The sequence below is a fragment of the Streptomyces natalensis ATCC 27448 genome (assembly GCF_000935125.1).
GTDB lineage: Bacteria > Actinomycetota > Actinomycetes > Streptomycetales > Streptomycetaceae > Streptomyces > Streptomyces natalensis.
The window spans coordinates 855,959-874,330 of the sequence record NZ_JRKI01000029.1; the positions used below are offsets into that span (position 1 = coordinate 855,959).

Consider the following 18,372-nt stretch of genomic DNA (forward strand, 5'->3'; position numbering starts at 1 on the left):
GGGACGCGGTCAGCCGGCCGGGCGGGCGGCGGGCGGTCCCGCGGTACGGGCTACTCGCGGTCCGCCCCGTCCCCGTACCGGATGCGGTGGCACAGCGCGGGCAGTGCGCCCGAGGCGAGGCCGGGCATGATCTGGGGCAGGTTCTCGAAGGCGGATTCGCCGGTGATCAGCGCATCGAAGGCGGGGTCGGCGAGGAGATCGAGGGCGAGCGCGAGCCGGTCGGCGAAGCCGCGGCGAGCGCGCCGGGCCGGGGAGACGGCGCCCACCTGGCTGCTGCGGACGACCAGGCGCCGGGAGTGGAACGCCTCCCCCAGCGGCAGGCTGACCTGCCGGTCGCCGTACCAGCTGAGTTCGATGACCGTGCCCTCCGGGGCGAGCAGTTCGAGGGCGCGGGTGAGCCCGGCCCCGGTGGCACTGGCGTGCACGACGAGGTCGCATCCGTCCAGCGCTTCCCCGGGCAGCGCGAAGGGGACGCCGAGCGCCTCTGCGGTCGCCGCCCGCGCGGGATCCGTGTCGACCAGCTGCACCCTGAGCGCGGGGTAGCGGGCGAGCACGGCGGCGACGGCGCAGCCGACCATCCCCGCGCCGACCACCGCGATCCGGTCGCCGAGCAGCGGCGCTGCGTCCCACAGAGCGTTCACCGCGGTCTCCACCGTCCCGGCGAGGACGGCCCGCGCGGCGGGAACGGTGTCCGGCACCGGGATCACGGCGCTGGCCGGGACGACATAACGCGTCTGATGCGGATGCAGGCAGAACACCGTCCGCCCGAGGAGCGGCGCCGGGCCCTCCTCGACGACCCCGACGCCCAGATAGCCGTACTTGACCGGCCCCGGGAAATCCCCTTCCTGGAACGGCGCGCGCATCGCCCCGTACTGGCTCGCGGGCACCTCGCCGCGGAACACCAGGCTCTCGGTCCCCCGGCTCACACCGGACCACTGCGCCCGCACCAGCACCTCGTCCTCGCCGGGCACCGGCAGCGCGACCTCGCGGATCTCGCCCCGTCCGGGAGAAGTGATCCAGAATGCCTGGGCGAGGCGCGACATCGGATCCTCCTGGACGCTTCGGCGCGGGATCGTTAATGCTGGGGCACTGCACGGCGGGGATCCTGGGGGATCTTGATGACGCCGTACGATACGCGGCGGTCATCGCCTGCGCCATACGTCTCGGGAGGCCCGGTGACCGTACAAGACCCTTACGGCATAAGGCCGTACGCCACACCGCCGTACGGCCCGGACATGACCGCCGGAATGGGCGTGCAGCTGTTGGTGCTGGAGGTGCTGTGCCGGGCGGTCGGCCTGGGGACCGCGGGGTGGCTGACCGGCTCCACCTTCGCGGTGGTGACCTGGGCGGTGCTGATGATCGCGCTGCGTCGTTCCTGGACCGGCCCGTTCGGCCCGGCCAACCGCGTCACCCTGGCCCGGGCCATTCTGGTCGGCGCGGTGACGGCTCTGGTGGCCGACTCCTTCGAACACCGGGCGCCGGTGGGGGTGCTGGTCGCGCTGGCCACGGTGGCGCTGGTCCTGGACGCCGTCGACGGCCATGTGGCACGGCGTACGGGCACGGCGACGGCGCTGGGCGCCCGCTTCGACATGGAGGTGGACGCCTTTCTCATCCTGGTGCTGTCCGTCTATGTCGCCATGCCGCTGGGCGGCTGGGTGCTGGCCATCGGCCTGATGCGCTATGCGTTCGTCGCCGCCTCGTGGGCCCTGCCGTGGCTGCGCGGCGATTTGCCGCACAGCATGGCCCGCAAGACGGTGGCCGCGCTCCAGGGAATCGTCCTGGTGGTGGCCGGCGCCGGAATCGTGCCGCACACCTGGGCGTTCATTGCCGTGGCGGCGGCCCTGGCGCTGCTGGTGTGGTCGTTCGGGCGGGACATCGGGTGGCTGTGGCGGACCCGGACCTGATCCGGCGCGCCGGGCCGGGGACTGTCCAACGGGTCGGCCTGAGACCTGTCCGACGGGCCGGGCCGGGCTGGGCTGAGCCGGGCTGGGCCCGCGGCTCCCCCGGCCGACGCCGGGAGGTGCCCCCACCCAGGCGCCGCGCCCCGAGCCCTACGTCCCCGCGTGCCGGCCCAGATAGACCACCAGCGCCAGGAAGAGCAGCAGCAGCTGGCCGACGAGAAGGGCGAGCAACATCCGCTGCCAGACGCTGCGTTGGGCCGGACGGTGCGGCACATGCACCGCGCCGGGCAGCCGCGCCAGCTGGCGGCCGGGGCGGACGGCGGTGGTGGTGCCGCGCCGGATGCCGCAGCGCGGCGACGTCCGGTGGCGGGCGACGGACTCCGGGCAGCCGCGGCCGTGTCCGCGGACGGTGCGCAGCGGACGGCGGGTGTGGTGGCGGCCGCGGCACGGGCGGGCGGCGCCCGGCCCGGTGGCCGACGGTATGCAGGTGCGCGAGCGGACCGCCCGCCACGACGGCGGCCCTTTACGCCTGGCTGCGGCCATCGGCGCTCACTCCCCGGGGCGGCGGGCGGACATCACGACACCGCCCCCGCACTCGCGACCGCACCCGCCGCCGCACCCGCCGCCGCGGCGCCGCCCTCGCCCTCCCGCAGTGCGGCAAGGAGCGCATCGCGGCCGGTGAGCACCTCGGTCAGCACCCGCCGCGCGGCGCGCAGCAGCTCCGTGACATCGCCGCCGGAGAGTTCGTAGACGACGGTGGAACCGCTGCGGGTGGCCGTCACGATCCCCGAGCGGCGCAGAACCGCCAGTTGCTGGGAGAGCGCCGAGGGCTCCACCTCGATCGCGGACAGCAGACTGCGCACCGGCAGCGGACCGTCCTGGAGCAGTTCCAGGACGCGGATCCGGACCGGATGGCCCAGCATCCGGAAGAACTCGGCCTTCGCCTGGTAGAGCGGGGCCTGAGCGCGCGGCCCCCATGCCCCGGTCATGCCGGCGCCCCGCTCTGCGGACCGGGCCCGGACCCGCGGTCGGGGTCGATGCCGATGTTGTGGGCGATGCGCAGCGCATCGTCCAGCTCGTCCTGCGCCACGGCCAGCGCATAGGCGTCGTCCGCCGACGCCGCCGTGGCCACGGCGGCGCGCGCCGCGCGTACCCGTTCCCGTACCGACTCGGCGTAACCGCCCACGCATGCCCTCCGCGTCCAGGCCGACCGGCCGTCGCGTCATCTGTTGAATTGCGGAATTCTGCAACTGTAGACGACGAGGGCGGGCGGGCCCTATGGGTCGGCGGACTTGAATTCCTCCGGAGGCCGCAAAACGGCCACAAGCGGCGCGATCCCCTACCCCGCGGCCTGCGTCCGGGCCGCCGCTATCTTTTCCCGCGCCTCCGCCAGGTCCTCTTCGGTGGGGGCGTCGTCCTGGGTGAGCGCGCGGCGCCAGTAGCCGGTGAACTCGATCTGCCGTTTGGCCAGGCCGCGCTCCTCCACCAGATGGCGGCGCAGTGCGCGGACGGTGCCCGCCTCACCGGCCAGCCAGGCGAAGATCCGGCCGGAGGGGAGGACGGCGTCGCGGACGGCACTCAGCAGCCCCTCGCCGTGTCCGGTCGCGAGAGCGTTGCGGTGCACCCAGTGGACCGTGAAGTCGGACTGTGTCACCCAGGACTGCTCCTCCACGGCGTCGGCCACCTCGATGCACGCCAGCGCGCGAAGGCCCGGCGGCAGCGACTCCACCAGCGAGCCGATGGCCGGCAGGGCCGTCTCGTCACCGGCCAGCAGCAGCGCATCGGCCTCACCGAGCGGCAGCGGCCTGGCGTAGAGCGCGTCCGGCCCGTACCGCGCGAGGGTGTCGCCCACGCGGGCACCGGCGGCCCAGCGGGTGGCCGGTCCGGTGGCGGCGGCGTCCTGCGGTGCGGTCGCGGCGCCGTGGAGCACGAAGTCGACGGCGATCCGGTGGCGTTCGGCATCGTAGGACCGCACCGTATAGCTGCGCATCCAGGGCCGTTCGTCCTCGGGGAGGGCGAGAAATGCCTGGTACCAGCGCATCGGATCGTCGTCGGCCCCCCTCTGCGGGAGGCGGGGTGCGGTCCGGCCCGGCTTGGGGAAGAGCAGTTTGAGCTGCTGGTCGGGCCAGGTGGGGAAGTCGTCGAGACCGTCTCCGGCGAAGGTGATACGGACCATCCGCGGGGTGATCCGCCGGACGTCGGTGACATGAAGGAGCGCGACAGGCAGGTGCGTCATGGAAGTCCCCCTGATATCTTTACGTCGTAAAGAGTTCGTCTCGACGAGGTTACTTTATGCCGTAAGGAGTTCGCAAGTGGTTCTCTTCGCCGGCCAGGGCGACGCCCGCCGTTCGATGTCCCTGCTGTGGCGCGCCAAGGACGCCAAGGGCGGTGGACCGGCCGGGAAACGGTCGGCACCCGGCCCCAAGCCCGCGCTCAGCGTGGACGCGATCGTGGACGCCGGCATCGCGCTCGCGGACGCCGAGGGCCTGGCCGCGCTGTCCATGCGCGCGGTCGGCGCGCGCCTGGGGCGGACCGCGATGGCGCTGTACACCTACGTCCCCAGCAAGAGCGAGCTACTGGACCTGATGTACGACCGGGCGCTGGCCGAACTGCCCACCGACTACGACCTCGCGCAGGGCTGGCGGTCCGCCGTGACGTCATGGGCCGAGGACACCTGGGAGTTCTATCTGCGCCACCCCTGGGTGCTCCAGGTCTCCCAGGCCCGCCCGGTGCTGGGCCCGAACGAATATGTCGCGCTGGAGACGCTGGTGCGGCTGCTGTACGCGACGGAGCTGGACTCCGCGGTGCTGCGCCGTATCGTCGGCGCACTCTTCCACTTCGTGCGCGGCGCCGCCCAGACCGTCACCGAATCGCGGCTGGCCGCGGCGGCGACCGGCGTGTCCGACGAGGAGTGGTGGCAGTCGCGCTCCAGCGTCCTCGGCGAGGTCGTCCCCGATTTCCAGGACCGCTTTCCGCTCGTGGTCCGCCTGGAGACCGAGGGCGCCGCCCCGCACACCGGGGGCGCGGAGCCGTACCTGGAGCGCGAGGCGAAGACCACCTTCGAGGTCGGCCTGGACGTCCTCCTGGACGGCATCGCGGCGTCCATCGACAAGTCCGGCCGGTGAGGCCCTCCTGACAACCCGTCAGAACGCCTCCCCCGCCCGCCTCTCGGCCACCCGGGTGCCGCCAGAAGGGCGAGAGCGGCGTGTACGCGGCCGACCGCGGCCCCGGTGAGGGCACCCGTCCGTGACCATGGCCGAGCGCTCCCGGTGACGGACGACAGGAGGCATCCCGTGCGCGGACGACCCTTGGCCCGCAGATCACTCCTGGCCGGTGCGGCCTCGCTCGGCCTCCTGGGGGCGGCCGCGACACAAGCGGCTCCCGCAGGCGCGTCCCGTCACTGGGTCGGCGGCTGGGCCACGGCCCTGACCCCGCCCGCCCGCCGGGGCCGCTCCGTCGCCGGCTTCACCCATCGCACCGTGCGCCTGGTGGTGCATCTGTCGGTCGGCGGCGACCTGGTCCGGCTGCGGCTGTCCAATCTGTACGGCACCCGGCCGCTCGACCTGGGCGCGGTGACCGTCGCCCGGCGGGCGAGGGGCGCGGCGACCGAACCGGGTACCGGGCGCCGGGTGACCTTCGCCGGACGCCGCTCGGCCACCCTCCCCGTGGGCGCGGAACTCGTCAGCGATCCCGTACGGCTGACCGTTGACGCCGACCGCGACCTGGTGGTGAGCATCCATCTGCCGACCGCCACCGGGCCCACCACCTGGCACGGCGGGGCGAAGCAGACCAGCTATCTCTCCCACCTGGGCGATCACACCGCCGACGAGACCGGCTCGGCCTTCCCCCGGCGGCTCCTGTCCTGGTACTTCCTGGAAGGTGTGGACGTCGCCACGACGGCCGCGGACCGTACGGTGGTGGCCTTCGGCGACTCCCTCACCGAGGGCGGCCGCATCCCCGACGACGTCAACCAGCGCTGGCCGGACGTGCTGGCCCGGCGGCTGGCCCGGGCGCGGCGCGGCCGCGGCCTCTCCGTCGTCAACGCGGGCATCGGCGGCAACCGGCTGCTGAGCGACCGGGGGACCGGCGCCGACGGCCGGGTCCACCTCGGGGTCAACGGCGAGGCCCGGTTCGCCCGCGATGCGCTGCGGCAGACCGCCGTCTCCGACGTCATCGTGCTGCTGGGCACCAACGACCTGGGTTCCCGCGTGGGGGTGCACCGGCATCACCGGGTGACCTCCGGCCAGGTGATCGCGGGACTGGCCGCGCTGGCCAACCGGGCGCAGGCCGCCGGGGTCGCCTTGCATGCGGGCACCATCATCCCCAACGCCCTGCTGACCGGAGCGGGCGAACGGATGCGCAGGCAGGTCAACCACTGGATCCGCACCACGCGGACCTTCGACGGCATGGTCGATTTCGATGCGGCGCTGCGCGATCCGGCGGAGCCCCGGCGGCTGCACCCCCGTTACAACAGCGGCGACGGCGTGCATCCGAACACCGCCGGTATGCACGCCATGGCACAGGCGGTGGATCTGTCGACGCTGGGCCGCGCGGGAACGTATCTTCTGCCCGTCACCGGCTCAGGCGCATCTGGCGGCCGTCGCGCGGCCGCACCGCAACCAGGGCAGCTCCCGCCCGGTTGAATCCGGACATGGACCTCAAAAAGACCACCGGTCATGTTTTTCAGCAGCTCTCGCTCTCTCCCCCGCATGCCTGGCGGCCCGCCGAGGAACCGACGCCGATCTTCGACCAGCTGCTTCGGGAGTGGCGTGCGGGGGCGCTGCGACCGGTGTTGTCATGGCCGGTCGACGATGCCGGGAAGATCAGGCCGGACGCCGCTGTTGTCACGGACGACGGACGTCCCTGTCCGCGCACCCGCCTTGAGGAGCATGACCGTGAGTCTGTACGACATTCCACTGCGCACCCTGACCGGTGACCCCGCCTCGCTGGCCGACTACCGCGGCCGCGCGCTGCTGGTCGTCAATGTGGCGTCCAAGTGCGGGCTGACCCCGCAGTACTCGGGCCTGGAGCGGCTCCAGGAGCGCTACGCCGACCGCGGCTTCAGTGTGCTGGGCTTCCCCAGCAACCAGTTCGCGGGCCAGGAGCCGGGCAGCGCCGAGGAGATCGCGACCTTCTGCTCGACGACGTACGGGGTCAGCTTCCCGCTGTTCGAGAAGACCGATGTCAACGGTGCGCAGCGCCATCCGCTGTACGCCGAGCTGACCGCCGCCAAGGACGCGGAGGGCGCGGCCGGTGACGTCCAGTGGAACTTCGAGAAGTTTCTGATCGACTCTCAGGGCGCGGTCGTGGGGCGGTTCCGGCCGCGCACCGAGCCGGAGGCCGATGAGCTGGTGGCGGCCATCGAGGCGGCGCTGCCCGCCTGATACCCGATGCGGTCCCCGGGGCCACCGGTCAGACGGCCACGCAGTCGGCCAGGCAGGTGGCCCCGGCGATGCCCTCGGTCACGATCTCGAACTCCTCGGTCAGCGCGGCCATCCGCAGCAGCCGCGCGACCCAGCCGTCGTCCTCGACGCCGGTCAGCCGCAGCCGTCCGCCGCGCTCCCGCGTCCGGTGCCGGGCGCGGCACAGCAGGCCCAGCCCGGCGCAGTCCATGAAGGTCACCGCGCGCACATCGAGGACGAGGTCGGTGCGCGGCCCGCCGGTCAGCGCGTCCAGCCGGCCGGCTGCCACCGACGCGGCCAGGATGTCCCACTCCCCGCGCAGTTCGAGCACGAGCGTGCCGCCCGCCTCGCGGAGGTGGCCGAAGAATTCTTGGTACGGGTGACCCTCGGCCATCGGCCCGACCCACTTTCCTGTCAGGGAGCGAGACAGCGCCACTCAGGTGGCGAAGGCATACGGGGGGAAGGGTAGGTACGCGGTACGGTCTGTGTGCCTGCTCGGGGTGCGTATTCCGTGCCTTACGTTGTACCGCTTACCCGGCTGTCATAGCGTCAAGTCCTGGTGAGAACCGCGTAAAAAGGTTGGCTCAATTGCGTCTGGCGGCGGCCGCCTCGGCGCGGTCCTCCGCCGCCGTCCGGACGAACGGCCGGTCGCGCGGCGCGAGATGGGCGGCCGGACCGGCGGAGCGCAGCACCACATCCAGCGCCAGGTCCGGATCGCTGGTGTACCGGCCGCTCGCCCAGGCCGCGTTGGCCTCGATGACCGCCCAGTTGCCGTCGAGAGGCCGATGTCGACGACGATGGCGGAGGGCAGGCCACCGCCGCAGCGCGCGAGGAGTTCGGCGCCGAAGGCGGCCGCGTCCGGGCCGAGCGGTCCGAGGCTCAGGCGGCCGTCCTCGGCATAGCGGCTGCCGGTGCGCACCTCGCCGTCCAGGAGGTAGAGCCGGTATTCGGCGGCGAAGGTCACCACGTCGGAGACCAGGACGAGGGTCTGCGGATCGACGGCGTCGGGGCCCGGCAGCCGGGAGCCGTCGGCGTAGACCATGGCCCGGATGCCCTTGTCGTTGGGTGATTTGACGAACACGGGCCGGCGCAGGGCGTACGCCTCGCGGACCGGCAGCGCGCGGATCTCGCGCCGTACCAGGTCGCGGGGCAGCTCGGCGAGCCAGTCGGCCGGGGCTTCGAGCGGGGCGAGGCCGAGCGGGGCGGCCACCGCGTCGGCGAAGGACGGTCCGGCGTGCAGATGTGTGGCCCGTAGCCCGTCGGGGACGGCGAAGGTGGGCAGCTGGACGGTGTCCAGTCCGCGGCGGCGGGCGGCCTCGCGCAGCGTTTCGGCGGATGCGGTCAGCCGCGGCGGCAGGACAAGGGTCCCGGGCTCCCCCGCCGCCGGCCGGGCCGTGATCCGGTCCGCTCCCCCGTAGCGCATGCCCGCCATCGTAGCCATGGGGCGGGCGCCCTTGAGGGTGACCGCGGCGGGAATCCCTTGACCTCAATATTGGTTGAGGTTCTAGGTTCCTTCTATGTCGCCGGTCCTTCACGGCGATCCCGTGACGACGCCGACAGACAGGAGTCCCCCATGGACATGGAAGTCACCGCCTGGCATTCCCTGCACAGCACCATGACCGCGCAGCAGGGCAGCAGGCGCTTCTCCCGCGGAACCCTGCGCCGGATCGCGGCCTTCGCCCGGCCGCACCGCAAGCGCCTGGTGTGGTTCCTGGTCCTGAGCACCGTGACCGCGATGCTCGCGGTGGCCACCCCGCTGCTCGCCGGGCGGGTGGTCGACGCGATCGTGGGCCGCGATGCGCCCGGTGTCGTCCTGGGGCTGTCCGGGCTGATCGCCGTGATCGCGCTCGCCGAGGCGGGCCTGGGGCTGCTGACCCGGTGGCTGTCTGCGAGCATCGGCGAGGGGCTGATCCTGGATCTGCGCACCACCGTCTACGACCACGTCCAGCGGATGCCGATCGCGTTCTTCACCCGCACCCGTACAGGTGCGCTGGTCAGCCGCCTCAACAACGATGTGATCGGCGCCCAGCGCGCCTTCAGCGACACCCTCTCCGGGGTCGTCAGCAACATCGTGACGCTGCTGCTGACCCTGGTGGTGATGATGAGTCTGTCCTGGCAGATCACCGTGATCGCGCTCGTCCTGCTGCCGGTGTTCGTCCTGCCCGCCCGCCGGGTCGGACGACGGCTTGCGGGGCTGCGGCGGGAGGGCGCCGACCACAACGCCGCGATGGGCACCCAGATGACCGAACGGTTCTCCGCGCCCGGCGCCACCCTCGTCAAGCTGATGGGCCGCCCGTCCCGCGAATCGGCGGAATTCGCCCTCCGGGCCCGTCGGGTACGGGACATCGGCGTCCGCTCGGCGATGGTGCAGACCTACTTCGTCACCGCACTCACCCTGGTCTCCGCCCTGGCGCTCGCCGTCGTCTACGGGCTCGGCGGCTTCCTCGCCCTGCGCGGCCACCTGGAGCCCGGCGCGATCGTCTCGCTCGCCCTGCTGCTCACCCGGCTCTACGCCCCGCTGACCGCGCTGTCCGGGGCGCACATCGAGGTGATGAGCGCGCTGGTCAGCTTTGAGCGGGTCTTCGAGGTGCTGGACCTCAAGCCGCTGATCACCGAGAAGCCGGACGCCAGGGAGGTGCCGGACGGCCCGGTCTCGGTGGAGTTCGACACCGTGCGCTTCGCCTACCCGTCCGCCGACAAGGTCTCCCTCGCCTCCCTGGAGGAGGTCGCCACCCTCGACACCCGGGGCGGCGAACAGGTCCTGCACGGCGTCTCCTTCCGCGCCGAGCCGGGCCAGATGGTCGCCCTCGTCGGCTCCTCCGGTGCGGGCAAGTCGACCATTGCGCAGCTGCTGCCGCGGCTCTACGACGCCGACGGCGGCGCGGTACGGCTGTCCGGGGTGGACGTCCGCGATCTGACCGCCGCCTCGCTGCGCGATGCGCTCGGCATGGTCACCCAGGACGGGCACCTCTTCCACGACACCATCCGCGAGAACCTGCTGCTGGCCAGGCCGGAGGCGGCCGAGGAGGAGCTGTGGGACGCGCTGCGCCGCGCCCGTCTGGAGGAGCTGGTCCGCGCCCTGCCCGACGGGCTGGGCACCGTCGTCGGCGAGCGCGGCTACCGGCTCTCCGGCGGTGAACGGCAGCGGCTGACCATCGCCCGGCTGCTGCTCGCCCACCCGCGGGTGGTCATCCTGGACGAGGCCACCGCCCACCTGGACAACACCTCCGAGGCCGCCGTCCAGGAGGCGCTCACCGAGGCCCTGGAGGGCCGCACGGCGCTGGTGATCGCCCACCGGCTGTCGACCGTACGGGCCGCCGATCTGATCCTCGTCGTCGAGGGCGGCCGGATCGTCGAGCGCGGCACGCACGAGACGCTGCTGGCGGCCGATGGGCGCTATGCGGAGCTGTACCGGACGCAGTTCGCCACCGAGACGGATTCGCACGAGGCTGCGGGGCCGGATGAGGACCTGGTGACGGGGCCCGACGAGGACCGGAGCGCCCGTGCGGACGAGGACCGGGATGCGGGCCCGGAGCTCAGCGGGGAGCCCGCCCTGGTGCCGTGAAGTCCCGCCGCTTGGCCCCCGCTCTCTTGGCGGGGGCCTTCCTATGCCGAAAACTGAGGCAATGACGCAGCGCGCGGAACACTCGACCGTCATGGACCGCCTCGCGATCGACGATCTGATCACGGGCTATGCGATCGCCCTGGACGACGGGGACTGGCCCGCCTACCTGTCCCTGTTCACCGACGACGGCAGAGCCGACTACCGCTCGGCGGGCGGTATCGAGGGCGACACCACGACGATCACGGCCTGGCTGACCGAGGTGCTGCACCACTTCCCCATACGGCAGCATCTGATCGTCAACCGCCGGATCGCCCTCGCCCGGCAGGACGGCGCCCCGGGCGACACCGCCACCGTCCAGGCCGACTACCTCAACCCGATGCGGCTCGGCGGCCCGGCGGCCCCCGATGACGGCCCCGCCGGCCCCGCGGCCCCCACCGGCCCCAACTACACCTGCGCCGGCCGCTACGCCTTCACCGCCCGCCGCACCCCCGACGGCTGGCGGCTGGCCGAGGTCGTCGTGCACGAGAAATGGCGCGAGGTGGCAGCGGCCGGGGAATGAGCACGCACGTGGCTGCGCAGGGAGACGCTATGCACATATCGCTCGGCTCTCGCCCCCGATGGCTCGCCTCCCCCTGGTGGCGGGGCCTGGCGGCCGCGCTCGCCGGGGCGCTCCCGGTGCTGGTCTTTCCGGCGCCGTCCTGGTGGTGGCCGGCCTACGCCGTCCTCGTCCCCTGGCTGCTGCTGGTGCGCACCGCCCCGACCGTACGGCGGGCGGCGGCGGACGGCTGGCTGGGCGGCACCGGCTTCATGCTGGCCGTCCACCACTGGCTGTTGCCGAGTCTGCACGTCTTCATCCTGGTGCTGGCCCTGCTGCTGGGGGCGCTGTGGGCCCCCTGGGGGATCCTGGTGCGCGCGCTGCTGGGGGGCGCGCCGGGCGCCGGGAGGTGCGCCGCCGCGCTGGTGCTGGTGCCGTCGGGCTGGCTGATGGTGGAGCTGGTCCGCTCCTGGGAATATCTGGGCGGCCCGTGGGGCCTGCTGGGCGCCAGCCAGTGGCAGCTGCCGCCCGCGCTGCGGCTGGCCTCGCTCGGCGGGGTGTGGCTGGTGAGCCTGCTGATCGTGGTGGTGAACACCGCGCTGGCCGAACTGCTCGCCCGTCCGGCGGCCTGGCGGCCGGCCGTCACCGGACTGCTGGTGTGCGCCCTGGCGGCCACCGCGGCCTGGTGGTGGGCGCCGGTCCCCCGCCCGGCCGGGACGGTACGGATCGCCGTCGTCCAACCGGGCGTCATCGACGCCCCCGCCGCGCGGCTGGCCCGCAGCGAGGCGCTGGTCCGGTCGCTGGCGGGCCGCGGAGTCCGCCTCGTCGTCTGGGGCGAGAGCAGCGTCGTTCAGGACCCGGCCGACCATCCCGCGCTCGCCGCCCGGCTCACCGCGCTCGCCCGGCGCACCGGCGCGGATCTACTGGTCAACGCCGATGCCCGGCGCCCGGGCCGGCCGGGCATCGAGAAGAGCGCGGTACTGATCGGGCCGCACGGGCCGACCGGCGACCGCTACGCCAAGATGCGCCTGGTGCCGTTCGGCGAGTACATACCGGCCAGGCCCCTCCTGGGCTGGGCCACCCGGGTGGGCAAGGCCGCGCCCGCCAACGGGATCCGCGGCACCCACCAGGTGGTGATGACGATCCCCTCGGCGGGCGGACTGCGCATCGGCCCGCTGGTCTGCTTCGAGTCCGCCTTCCCGGACATGAGCCGCCATCTGGCGCGCGACGGTGCCCAGGTACTCGTCGCGCAGACCGCCACCTCGACCTTCCAGGACAGCTGGGCACCGGCCCAGCACGCCTCACTGGCGGCACTGCGCGCCGCGGAGAACTGGCGCCCCGTGGTGCACGCCACGCTCACCGGCATCAGCGCGGTCTACGGCCCCCGGGGCGAGCCGGTCGGCGAGCGCCTCGGCACCGACCGCAGCGCGGCGGCCGTCTACGACCTCCCGCTCGCCGAAGGCACCAGTCCGTACACCCGGTGGGGCGACTGGGCGCTGTACGGGGCGATCGGCGCGCTGGTGCTCTCCGGCGCGTACGCGGGCGTACGGACGCTCGGGCGCCCTCAGCCCTCCTGCGTCGCCTCGCGCACGATGCGCTCGCACAACTCGTGAGTCTTCAGGGCGTCCACAGCGCTGAGCACCTCGCCGGCACGTACCGAATCGAGGAACGCGAGCACCGCCTGCTCGATACCCCGTTGCCGCGCGACCGGCACCCAGTCGCCGCGGCGGCGGATCGTCGGCTGTCCCTTGTGGTCGATGACCTCGGCGAGGTTGACGACCTGGCGCTTGGTGTCCTGCCCCGACACCTCCAGGATCTCCTCGGCGGAGCCGCTGAGCCGGTTCATGATGCCGAGGGCCGTGAAACCGTCACCGGACAGCTGGAGCACCACATGCTCCATCAGCCCCCCGCGGATCCGGGCCCGCACATCGATGTGGTCGGCCTCGCCGGGCACCAGGAACCGCAGGGTGTCGACGACGTGGATGAAGTCGTCCAGCACCAGGGTGCGCGGGTCCTCGGGCAGGCCGACGCGGTTCTTCTGCATCAGGATCAGCTCGCGGGCGTGCTCGCGGCACTGGGAGTAGGCGGGCGCGAAGCGGCGGTTGAACCCCACGGCCAGCCCCACCCCGCGATCCTCGGCGAGGCGCACGATGCGCTCGGACTCGGCGAGTTCGTAGGAGATCGGTTTGTCGACATACGTCGGTACGCCGGCCTCGATCAGCCGGGTGACGATCTCCGGGTGCACGGACGTCGGCGCATGCACGAAGGCCGCGTCCAGCCCGGCCGCGAGCAGCGAGTCCAGCTCGGTGTGCAGCTGCCGGGCGGGCAGCCGGCAGCCGTCGCCGACCCGTTGGAGCGTGGCCGGAGTGCGGGTCTGCAAGTGCAGCTCGATGCCGGGCTGCGCGCCCAGTACCGGGAGGTACGCCTTCTGCGCGATGTCTCCGAGCCCGATGCAGCCGACCTTCACGCGTTCTCCCTGTTCGTTGCGGTGAGCGGGACCCGGGGTGCTTCCTCGGCCCCTCGGCCGGAAGCTTACGGCGCGGCAGGCGGACGCCAGTCGGCAATGCCGTCGAGGGCGCGCAGCGGGAGATCCGGGGCGAGGCGGGCGGTGGTCGCCATCAGGGCGTCGCGCAGCAGGCAGGCCGGCCGGGCGCGCCAGGTGGTGAGCCGGCCGATCCGCTCCGTCCGGCGCACCACCTCCATGGTGCGCGGCAACCGCTCCCGGGTGTAAGCGCCGAGCGCGGCGCCGAGGTCTTTGTCCGGGGCTGCCCGGTGGGCGAGCACGACGGCGTCCTCGATGGCCTGACAGCCGCCCTGACCGAGGTTGGGGGTCATGGGGTGGACGGCGTCGCCGAGCAGGGCGACGCGTCCCCGGTGGAAGGCGGGCGGCGGGGCGGCCGCGCTGCACACGTCGTTGCGGAGCACGGCAGCCGGATCGACGGCGGCGAGCAGCGCGGGGACCGGGTGGTGCCAGTCGCCGAAGCGGCGCAGCAGTTCGGCCCGTTCGTCGCCGCCGGGGGCGCGTCCGCCGGGAGGTACGACCGCGGTGGCGTAGGCGTAGACGCGCCCGCCGTGCAGGGGTTGTGAGCCCCACAGGCCCCCTGGGCCCCACGTCTCGTGCGGCGTCGGCGTGCCGGGGGCCGTGGCGGCGGGCACGACGAATCGCCAGGCGGTGAAGCCCGCGTAGCGGGGCTCGGGGTGGCCGGGAAAGACGGCCCGGCGCACCGCCGAACGAATCCCGTCCGCGCCCACGACGAGATCCGCGGTCAGCTCCTCGTCACCACACCGCACCCTGGCGGCACGGCCGCCGGGCGCCGGGTCGCCCACGTCGACGAGCGTGGCGACGGCACCGGTACGGACGGAACCGGCCGGCAGCCGCTCGGCGAGCAGCTCGACGAGTTCGGCACGGGGAGCGACGACGACCGGCCCGCCGAAGCGCCGGACGGCGGCGGCATTGTCCGTACGGGCGAGGACGCGGCCGCCGGGTAGGCGGATCGCGCCGGTGGCGCGCCAGGCGGCGAGCGCGCGGACCGCATCGCCCACACCGAGGGTGTCCAGCGCGCGCTGGGCGTTGGGCGCCAGTCCGATTCCCGCGCCCACCGGCTCCAGCGCGGCGGCCCGTTCGAGAACGGTGACCGCCCAGCCGCGCCGGTCCAGCGCCACCGCGGCGGTGAGCCCGCCGATTCCCCCGCCGATCACGATCGCGGTACGCCGCTCCATGGCCACTCCCACTGTCCTTGGTGTCCTTGCGCCGCCCGGGGCGTCCACCTGTGGGGCAGCCGGGCGCCGGAACTACGCCTGTAGTCACAGCTTACTACGGATGTAGTCGCGATTCACTACAGGTGTTGTTGCGCTCACCACGGCCGCAGTCGCGGTCACGGCCGTCGTCGCGGCCACAGTCACAGCCATCGCCGCGGCCACAGCCGCAGCCACAGCCACCCCCAGGCGCCACTCACCCACCTGGACAGTGCAGCACTACAGACGTAGTCGGACCCGATAAACTCCTCCCCCATGAACACCCGCAGCACCACCCCGCGTCATCAGCTGATCGCCGACACCGCCCTGGCACTGCTCGCCGAACGCGGGATGCGCGGGCTCACGCACCGCGCCGTCGACGAAGCGGCGGGGCTGCCGCAGGGCTCCACCTCGAATCTGGCGCGTACCCGGGCGGCCTTGCTGGAGAGCGCCGTACGACGGCTGGCCGAACGCGAGGCGGCCGTCCTCACCCCCGACGCGATGCCGCCCGCCACGAGTGACGGGAGCATCACACCGGCGGCCGTCGCCGAGGCACTGTCCCTGGCCCTCCACCGCTATCTGTCCCGCCACCGGCAGTTGGTCGTCGCGCGCTACGAACTGGCGCTGGAGGCGACCCGGCGGCCCGAGCTGCGGGCCCCTTACGACCGTGCCGGGCGGGCCTTCCGGGAGCCGATGGCGGCGATGCTGAGGGCGGCCGGCTCCGCCGACCCCGAGCGGCATGCGCTGAGCATGATCGCCTGGTGCGACGGGGTGCTCTTCTCCTGCACAGCGGGGCAGTACCACGCCGCCGTACCGAGCCGGGCCGCCCTGCGCACCTCCTGCGCGGAATTGCTGAACGGGATGCTGCCGAGCCGGCCCGAGTAGCCTGCCCCTCCCCCGTCCCGCCCCGTCCGCTACCCCCCGGCGCTCCAGCCCCTGCCCCCGTCCCCGTCCAGCCGGACCGCCAGCCGGTCGATCGCCTCCCGGAGCCCCTGCCGGTATTCGCCGTCGGCGAGGCCATGAGTGGAGGCGCGGGCCCTGAGCAGCTGGGCGCGGGCGTCGGCCGGGCGGTCCAGGGCGACGTAGTCGGCGGCGAGATTGAGGTGGAGGGAGGGGAAGAAGGCGCGCAGGGCACCGGCGTCCGTCCCCTCGGCCGGTGCGGTGACGAAGCCCTCGGCCGCCTCCAGGGCGCGCAGGTCCCAGTCGAGCTCGTCGCGCGGGTCGTCCTGGGTGTCGGCCATGTAGTGCGCGAGCGCGCAGCGGTGGAAGGCGTCCCCCTGCGGCCCCAGCTCGTCCCACAGGCCGGCGAGGCGGTTGCGTGCCTCTTCCCGGTCGCCGGCGCGATGCAGCATGATCGCCTGGCCGATCCGGGTGAGCACGCCGTCCGGGGGCACCTCGTCCAGAGGCGACTCGTCCCGCCGCTCCTCCTCCATCGCACTCACCCCGCGCTCGCTCGCCGCCCCGGAGCGGCTGCGCCCCGGAGCGTGTCCGCCCTGGCCCTTCCCCCGACGCTAACCGCCGGGGGAAGCCTCCGCGCGGCGTGCGCGGCGCGCGGAGGGGGTGTCTCGGCCCCTGCGGGTCAGTCCTGATGCAGGTCCGGAATGCGCCAGTCGATCGGGGCGTGGCCCTGGGCGGCGATCGCCTCGTTGATCTGGGTGAAGGGGCGGGAGCCGAAGAACTTCTTCGCGGAGAGCGGGGAGGGGTGTGCGCCCTGCACCACGGCATGCCGGTCCTGGTCGATCAGCGGGAGCTTCTTCTTGGCGTAATTCCCCCACAGCACGAACACCGCCGGGTCCGGCCGGGACGACACCGCGCGGATCACCGCATCGGTGACCTTCTCCCAGCCCTTGCCCTTGTGGGAATTTGCCTCGCCCTCGCGGACCGTGAGCACGGCGTTCAGCAGCAGCACGCCCTGCTGCGCCCACGGCAGCAGATAGCCGTTGTCCGGGACGGGGTGGCCCAGCTCCTCCTTCATCTCCTTGTAGATGTTGCGCAGCGACGGCGGCGTCTTGACGCCGGGCTGCACCGAGAAGCACAGGCCGTGGCCCTGGCCCGCGCCGTGGTACGGGTCCTGCCCGAGGACCAGCACCTTCACCTGGTCGTACGGCGTGGCCTCCAGCGCCGCGAAGACCTGGTCGTGGGGCGGGTAGACCGGTCCCTGGGCCCGCTCCTGCTCGACGAAGTCGGTCAGCTCCTTGACATAGGGCTTCTCCAGCTCCTCGCCGAGGACCCCCCGCCAGGATTCGGGCAGCATGTCGGTCACCACGTCAACAACCTCCGGTGTACGTTCCGTTCTCGTCATCAGAACCTACCGGCGACCACTGACAACGGGGCCCGCGGGCGGCGGATCACGGGGCCCGCCGCGGGGCGGCGGGGCCTCAGGCGCCGTCCCTCAGGATCCCATACGGGGAGTGGGGGCGGGCGCCTCGGCGCCCGCCCCCACTCGGCTCCTCCCGCTCAGACCCCGGCGTTGAGGAACAGACCGCCGTCGACGACCAGCGTCTGCCCGGTGATCCACCCCGAGGCGTCGGAGAGCAGGAAGGCCGCGGCCCCGCCGATGTCCTCCGGGACGCCGAGCCGGGCCATGGGGTAGCCCGACGCCGCCTCCTCCTCGCGGTTCTCGTAGAGCGCGGCCGCGAACTTGGTCTTGATCACCGCGGGGGCGATGGAGTTGACCCGGGCCACCGGCGCGAACTCATGGGCGAGCTGCTGCGTCAGGTTGACCATGGCCGCCTTGCTCATGCCGTACGCGCCGATGAAGGGCGAAGCGTTGAGCCCGGCGATGGAGGTGATGTTGACGATGGCGCCGCCGTTGTCCTTCTGCCAGGCGTGCCAGGTGCGCTGGGCGAAGCCGAGCGCCGAGATGACGTTGGTCTCGAACACCTTGCGCGCGACGCCGAGGTCGAGGTCGGCGATCGGGCCGAACACGGGGTTCGTACCGGCGTTGTTGACCAGGTAGTCGACGCGGCCGAAGATCTCCATCGTCCGCTCGACGGCGACGGCCTGGTGAGCCTCGTCATGCGCCTTGCCGGCCACGCCGATCACCCGGTCGGCGCCCAGATTCCCGACGGCCTCCTTGAGGGCGTCCTCGTTGCGCCCGGTGATCACGACGCGGTCGCCGCGGGCCACCAGGGCCTGGGCGATGCCGTAGCCGATGCCCCGGCTGGCGCCGGTGACCAGCGCCACCTTGCCGGAGGGCTCGGGAAGCGCGCTGTTCTGCTCGGTCATATCCAT

At 73.1% G+C, this 18,372-nt stretch carries 20 protein-coding genes and 1 pseudogene; 9 read left to right on the forward strand and 12 right to left on the reverse strand.

Features of this window, described 5'->3' with window-relative positions; genetic code table 11:
- Positions 1-50: 50 nt before the first annotated feature.
- Positions 51-1,043, reverse strand: a complete 993-nt coding sequence (locus SNA_RS23260) for a zinc-dependent alcohol dehydrogenase (protein WP_030067338.1) — start codon at positions 1,041-1,043, stop codon at positions 51-53.
- Positions 1,044-1,247: 204 nt separating this feature from the next.
- Between SNA_RS23260 and SNA_RS23265 the strand changes: the two genes are divergently transcribed.
- Positions 1,248-1,904 carry a CDP-alcohol phosphatidyltransferase family protein gene (locus SNA_RS23265; RefSeq protein ID WP_051877355.1) on the forward strand — a complete coding sequence of 219 codons (657 nt, stop codon included), beginning with the start codon at positions 1,248-1,250 and terminating at the stop codon, positions 1,902-1,904.
- 147 nt (positions 1,905-2,051) lie between these two features.
- Here the strand turns inward: SNA_RS23265 and SNA_RS23270 are convergent, their stop codons facing one another.
- The 4 genes from SNA_RS23270 to SNA_RS23285 form a co-directional block, all read right to left on the reverse strand.
- Positions 2,052-2,444, reverse strand: a complete 393-nt coding sequence (locus SNA_RS23270; RefSeq protein ID WP_044366499.1) for a hypothetical protein — start codon at positions 2,442-2,444, stop codon at positions 2,052-2,054.
- 32 nt (positions 2,445-2,476) lie between these two features.
- Positions 2,477-2,890, reverse strand: coding sequence for an ArsR/SmtB family transcription factor (locus SNA_RS23275; protein WP_030067341.1), 414 nt, complete (start codon positions 2,888-2,890; stop codon positions 2,477-2,479).
- Entirely contained in the window at positions 2,887-3,087 is a 201-nt protein-coding gene (locus SNA_RS23280; RefSeq protein ID WP_030067342.1) for a hypothetical protein, read from the reverse strand. Before SNA_RS23280 ends, SNA_RS23275 begins: the two co-directional genes overlap by 4 nt.
- A 153-nt stretch (positions 3,088-3,240) precedes the next feature.
- Entirely contained in the window at positions 3,241-4,137 is an 897-nt protein-coding gene (locus SNA_RS23285) for a siderophore-interacting protein (protein ID WP_030067343.1), read from the reverse strand.
- A 76-nt stretch (positions 4,138-4,213) separates the two neighbouring features.
- Between SNA_RS23285 and SNA_RS23290 the strand changes: the two genes are divergently transcribed.
- From SNA_RS23290 to SNA_RS23300, 4 genes are all read left to right on the forward strand, one after another.
- Positions 4,214-5,026: a TetR/AcrR family transcriptional regulator gene (locus SNA_RS23290; RefSeq protein WP_030067344.1), complete on the forward strand. Its 813-nt coding sequence runs from the start codon at positions 4,214-4,216 to the stop codon at positions 5,024-5,026.
- Positions 5,027-5,194: 168 nt separating this feature from the next.
- Positions 5,195-6,544 (forward strand): SGNH/GDSL hydrolase family protein, encoded by a 1,350-nt coding sequence (locus SNA_RS23295; protein ID WP_078970112.1) that lies wholly within the window; start codon positions 5,195-5,197, stop codon positions 6,542-6,544.
- Positions 6,545-6,552: 8 nt separating this feature from the next.
- On the forward strand, positions 6,553-6,837 hold the full coding sequence (locus tag SNA_RS42665; RefSeq protein ID WP_157880048.1) for a hypothetical protein: 285 nt from the start codon (positions 6,553-6,555) through the stop codon (positions 6,835-6,837).
- Positions 6,797-7,285, forward strand: a complete 489-nt coding sequence (locus SNA_RS23300) for a glutathione peroxidase (protein WP_030067346.1) — start codon at positions 6,797-6,799, stop codon at positions 7,283-7,285. The genes SNA_RS42665 and SNA_RS23300 overlap by 41 nt, the downstream gene beginning before the upstream one ends.
- A 28-nt stretch (positions 7,286-7,313) precedes the next feature.
- On the opposite strand, the gene SNA_RS23305 is transcribed toward SNA_RS23300, so the two are convergent.
- Positions 7,314-7,697 (reverse strand): STAS domain-containing protein, encoded by a 384-nt coding sequence (locus tag SNA_RS23305; RefSeq protein ID WP_030067347.1) that lies wholly within the window; start codon positions 7,695-7,697, stop codon positions 7,314-7,316.
- 190 nt (positions 7,698-7,887) lie between these two features.
- Positions 7,888-8,726, reverse strand: a pseudogene (locus SNA_RS23310) (ATP-grasp domain-containing protein).
- 150 nt (positions 8,727-8,876) lie between these two features.
- On the opposite strand from SNA_RS23310, the gene SNA_RS23315 reads away from it, so the two are divergent.
- The 3 genes from SNA_RS23315 to lnt all read left to right on the forward strand — a co-directional run bounded on the left by SNA_RS23315 (position 8,877) and on the right by lnt (position 13,016).
- Entirely contained in the window at positions 8,877-10,868 is a 1,992-nt protein-coding gene (locus tag SNA_RS23315; RefSeq protein WP_044366501.1) for an ABC transporter ATP-binding protein, read from the forward strand.
- A 61-nt stretch (positions 10,869-10,929) separates the two neighbouring features.
- The gene (locus SNA_RS23320) at positions 10,930-11,427 is read left to right on the forward strand and encodes a nuclear transport factor 2 family protein (RefSeq protein ID WP_044366503.1); all 498 of its coding nucleotides are present in this window, start codon (positions 10,930-10,932) and stop codon (positions 11,425-11,427) included.
- 29 nt (positions 11,428-11,456) lie between these two features.
- On the forward strand, positions 11,457-13,016 hold the full coding sequence (gene lnt / locus SNA_RS23325) for an apolipoprotein N-acyltransferase (RefSeq protein WP_044366504.1): 1,560 nt from the start codon (positions 11,457-11,459) through the stop codon (positions 13,014-13,016).
- Here the strand turns inward: lnt and SNA_RS23330 are convergent.
- Positions 12,968-13,870 (reverse strand): Gfo/Idh/MocA family protein, encoded by a 903-nt coding sequence (locus tag SNA_RS23330; RefSeq protein ID WP_030067354.1) that lies wholly within the window; start codon positions 13,868-13,870, stop codon positions 12,968-12,970. The genes lnt and SNA_RS23330 overlap by 49 nt on opposite strands.
- Positions 13,871-13,935: 65 nt before the next feature.
- The gene (locus tag SNA_RS23335) at positions 13,936-15,123 is read right to left on the reverse strand and encodes an FAD-dependent monooxygenase (RefSeq protein WP_030067355.1); all 1,188 of its coding nucleotides are present in this window, start codon (positions 15,121-15,123) and stop codon (positions 13,936-13,938) included.
- Between the two features lie 291 nt (positions 15,124-15,414).
- Between SNA_RS23335 and SNA_RS23340 the strand changes: the two genes are divergently transcribed.
- Entirely contained in the window at positions 15,415-16,023 is a 609-nt protein-coding gene (locus tag SNA_RS23340) for a TetR/AcrR family transcriptional regulator (protein ID WP_044366506.1), read from the forward strand.
- Between the two features lie 29 nt (positions 16,024-16,052).
- On the opposite strand, the gene SNA_RS23345 is transcribed toward SNA_RS23340, so the two are convergent.
- From SNA_RS23345 to SNA_RS23355, 3 genes are all read right to left on the reverse strand, one after another.
- A complete protein-coding gene (locus SNA_RS23345) occupies positions 16,053-16,571 on the reverse strand; it encodes a hypothetical protein (protein WP_030067356.1) in 519 nt (172 codons plus the stop codon).
- Positions 16,572-16,717: 146 nt separating this feature from the next.
- On the reverse strand, positions 16,718-17,392 hold the full coding sequence (locus SNA_RS23350; RefSeq protein ID WP_030067357.1) for a uracil-DNA glycosylase: 675 nt from the start codon (positions 17,390-17,392) through the stop codon (positions 16,718-16,720).
- A 203-nt stretch (positions 17,393-17,595) separates the two neighbouring features.
- On the reverse strand, positions 17,596-18,366 hold the full coding sequence (locus tag SNA_RS23355) for an SDR family oxidoreductase (RefSeq protein ID WP_044366510.1): 771 nt from the start codon (positions 18,364-18,366) through the stop codon (positions 17,596-17,598).
- Positions 18,367-18,372 lie beyond the last annotated feature (6 nt).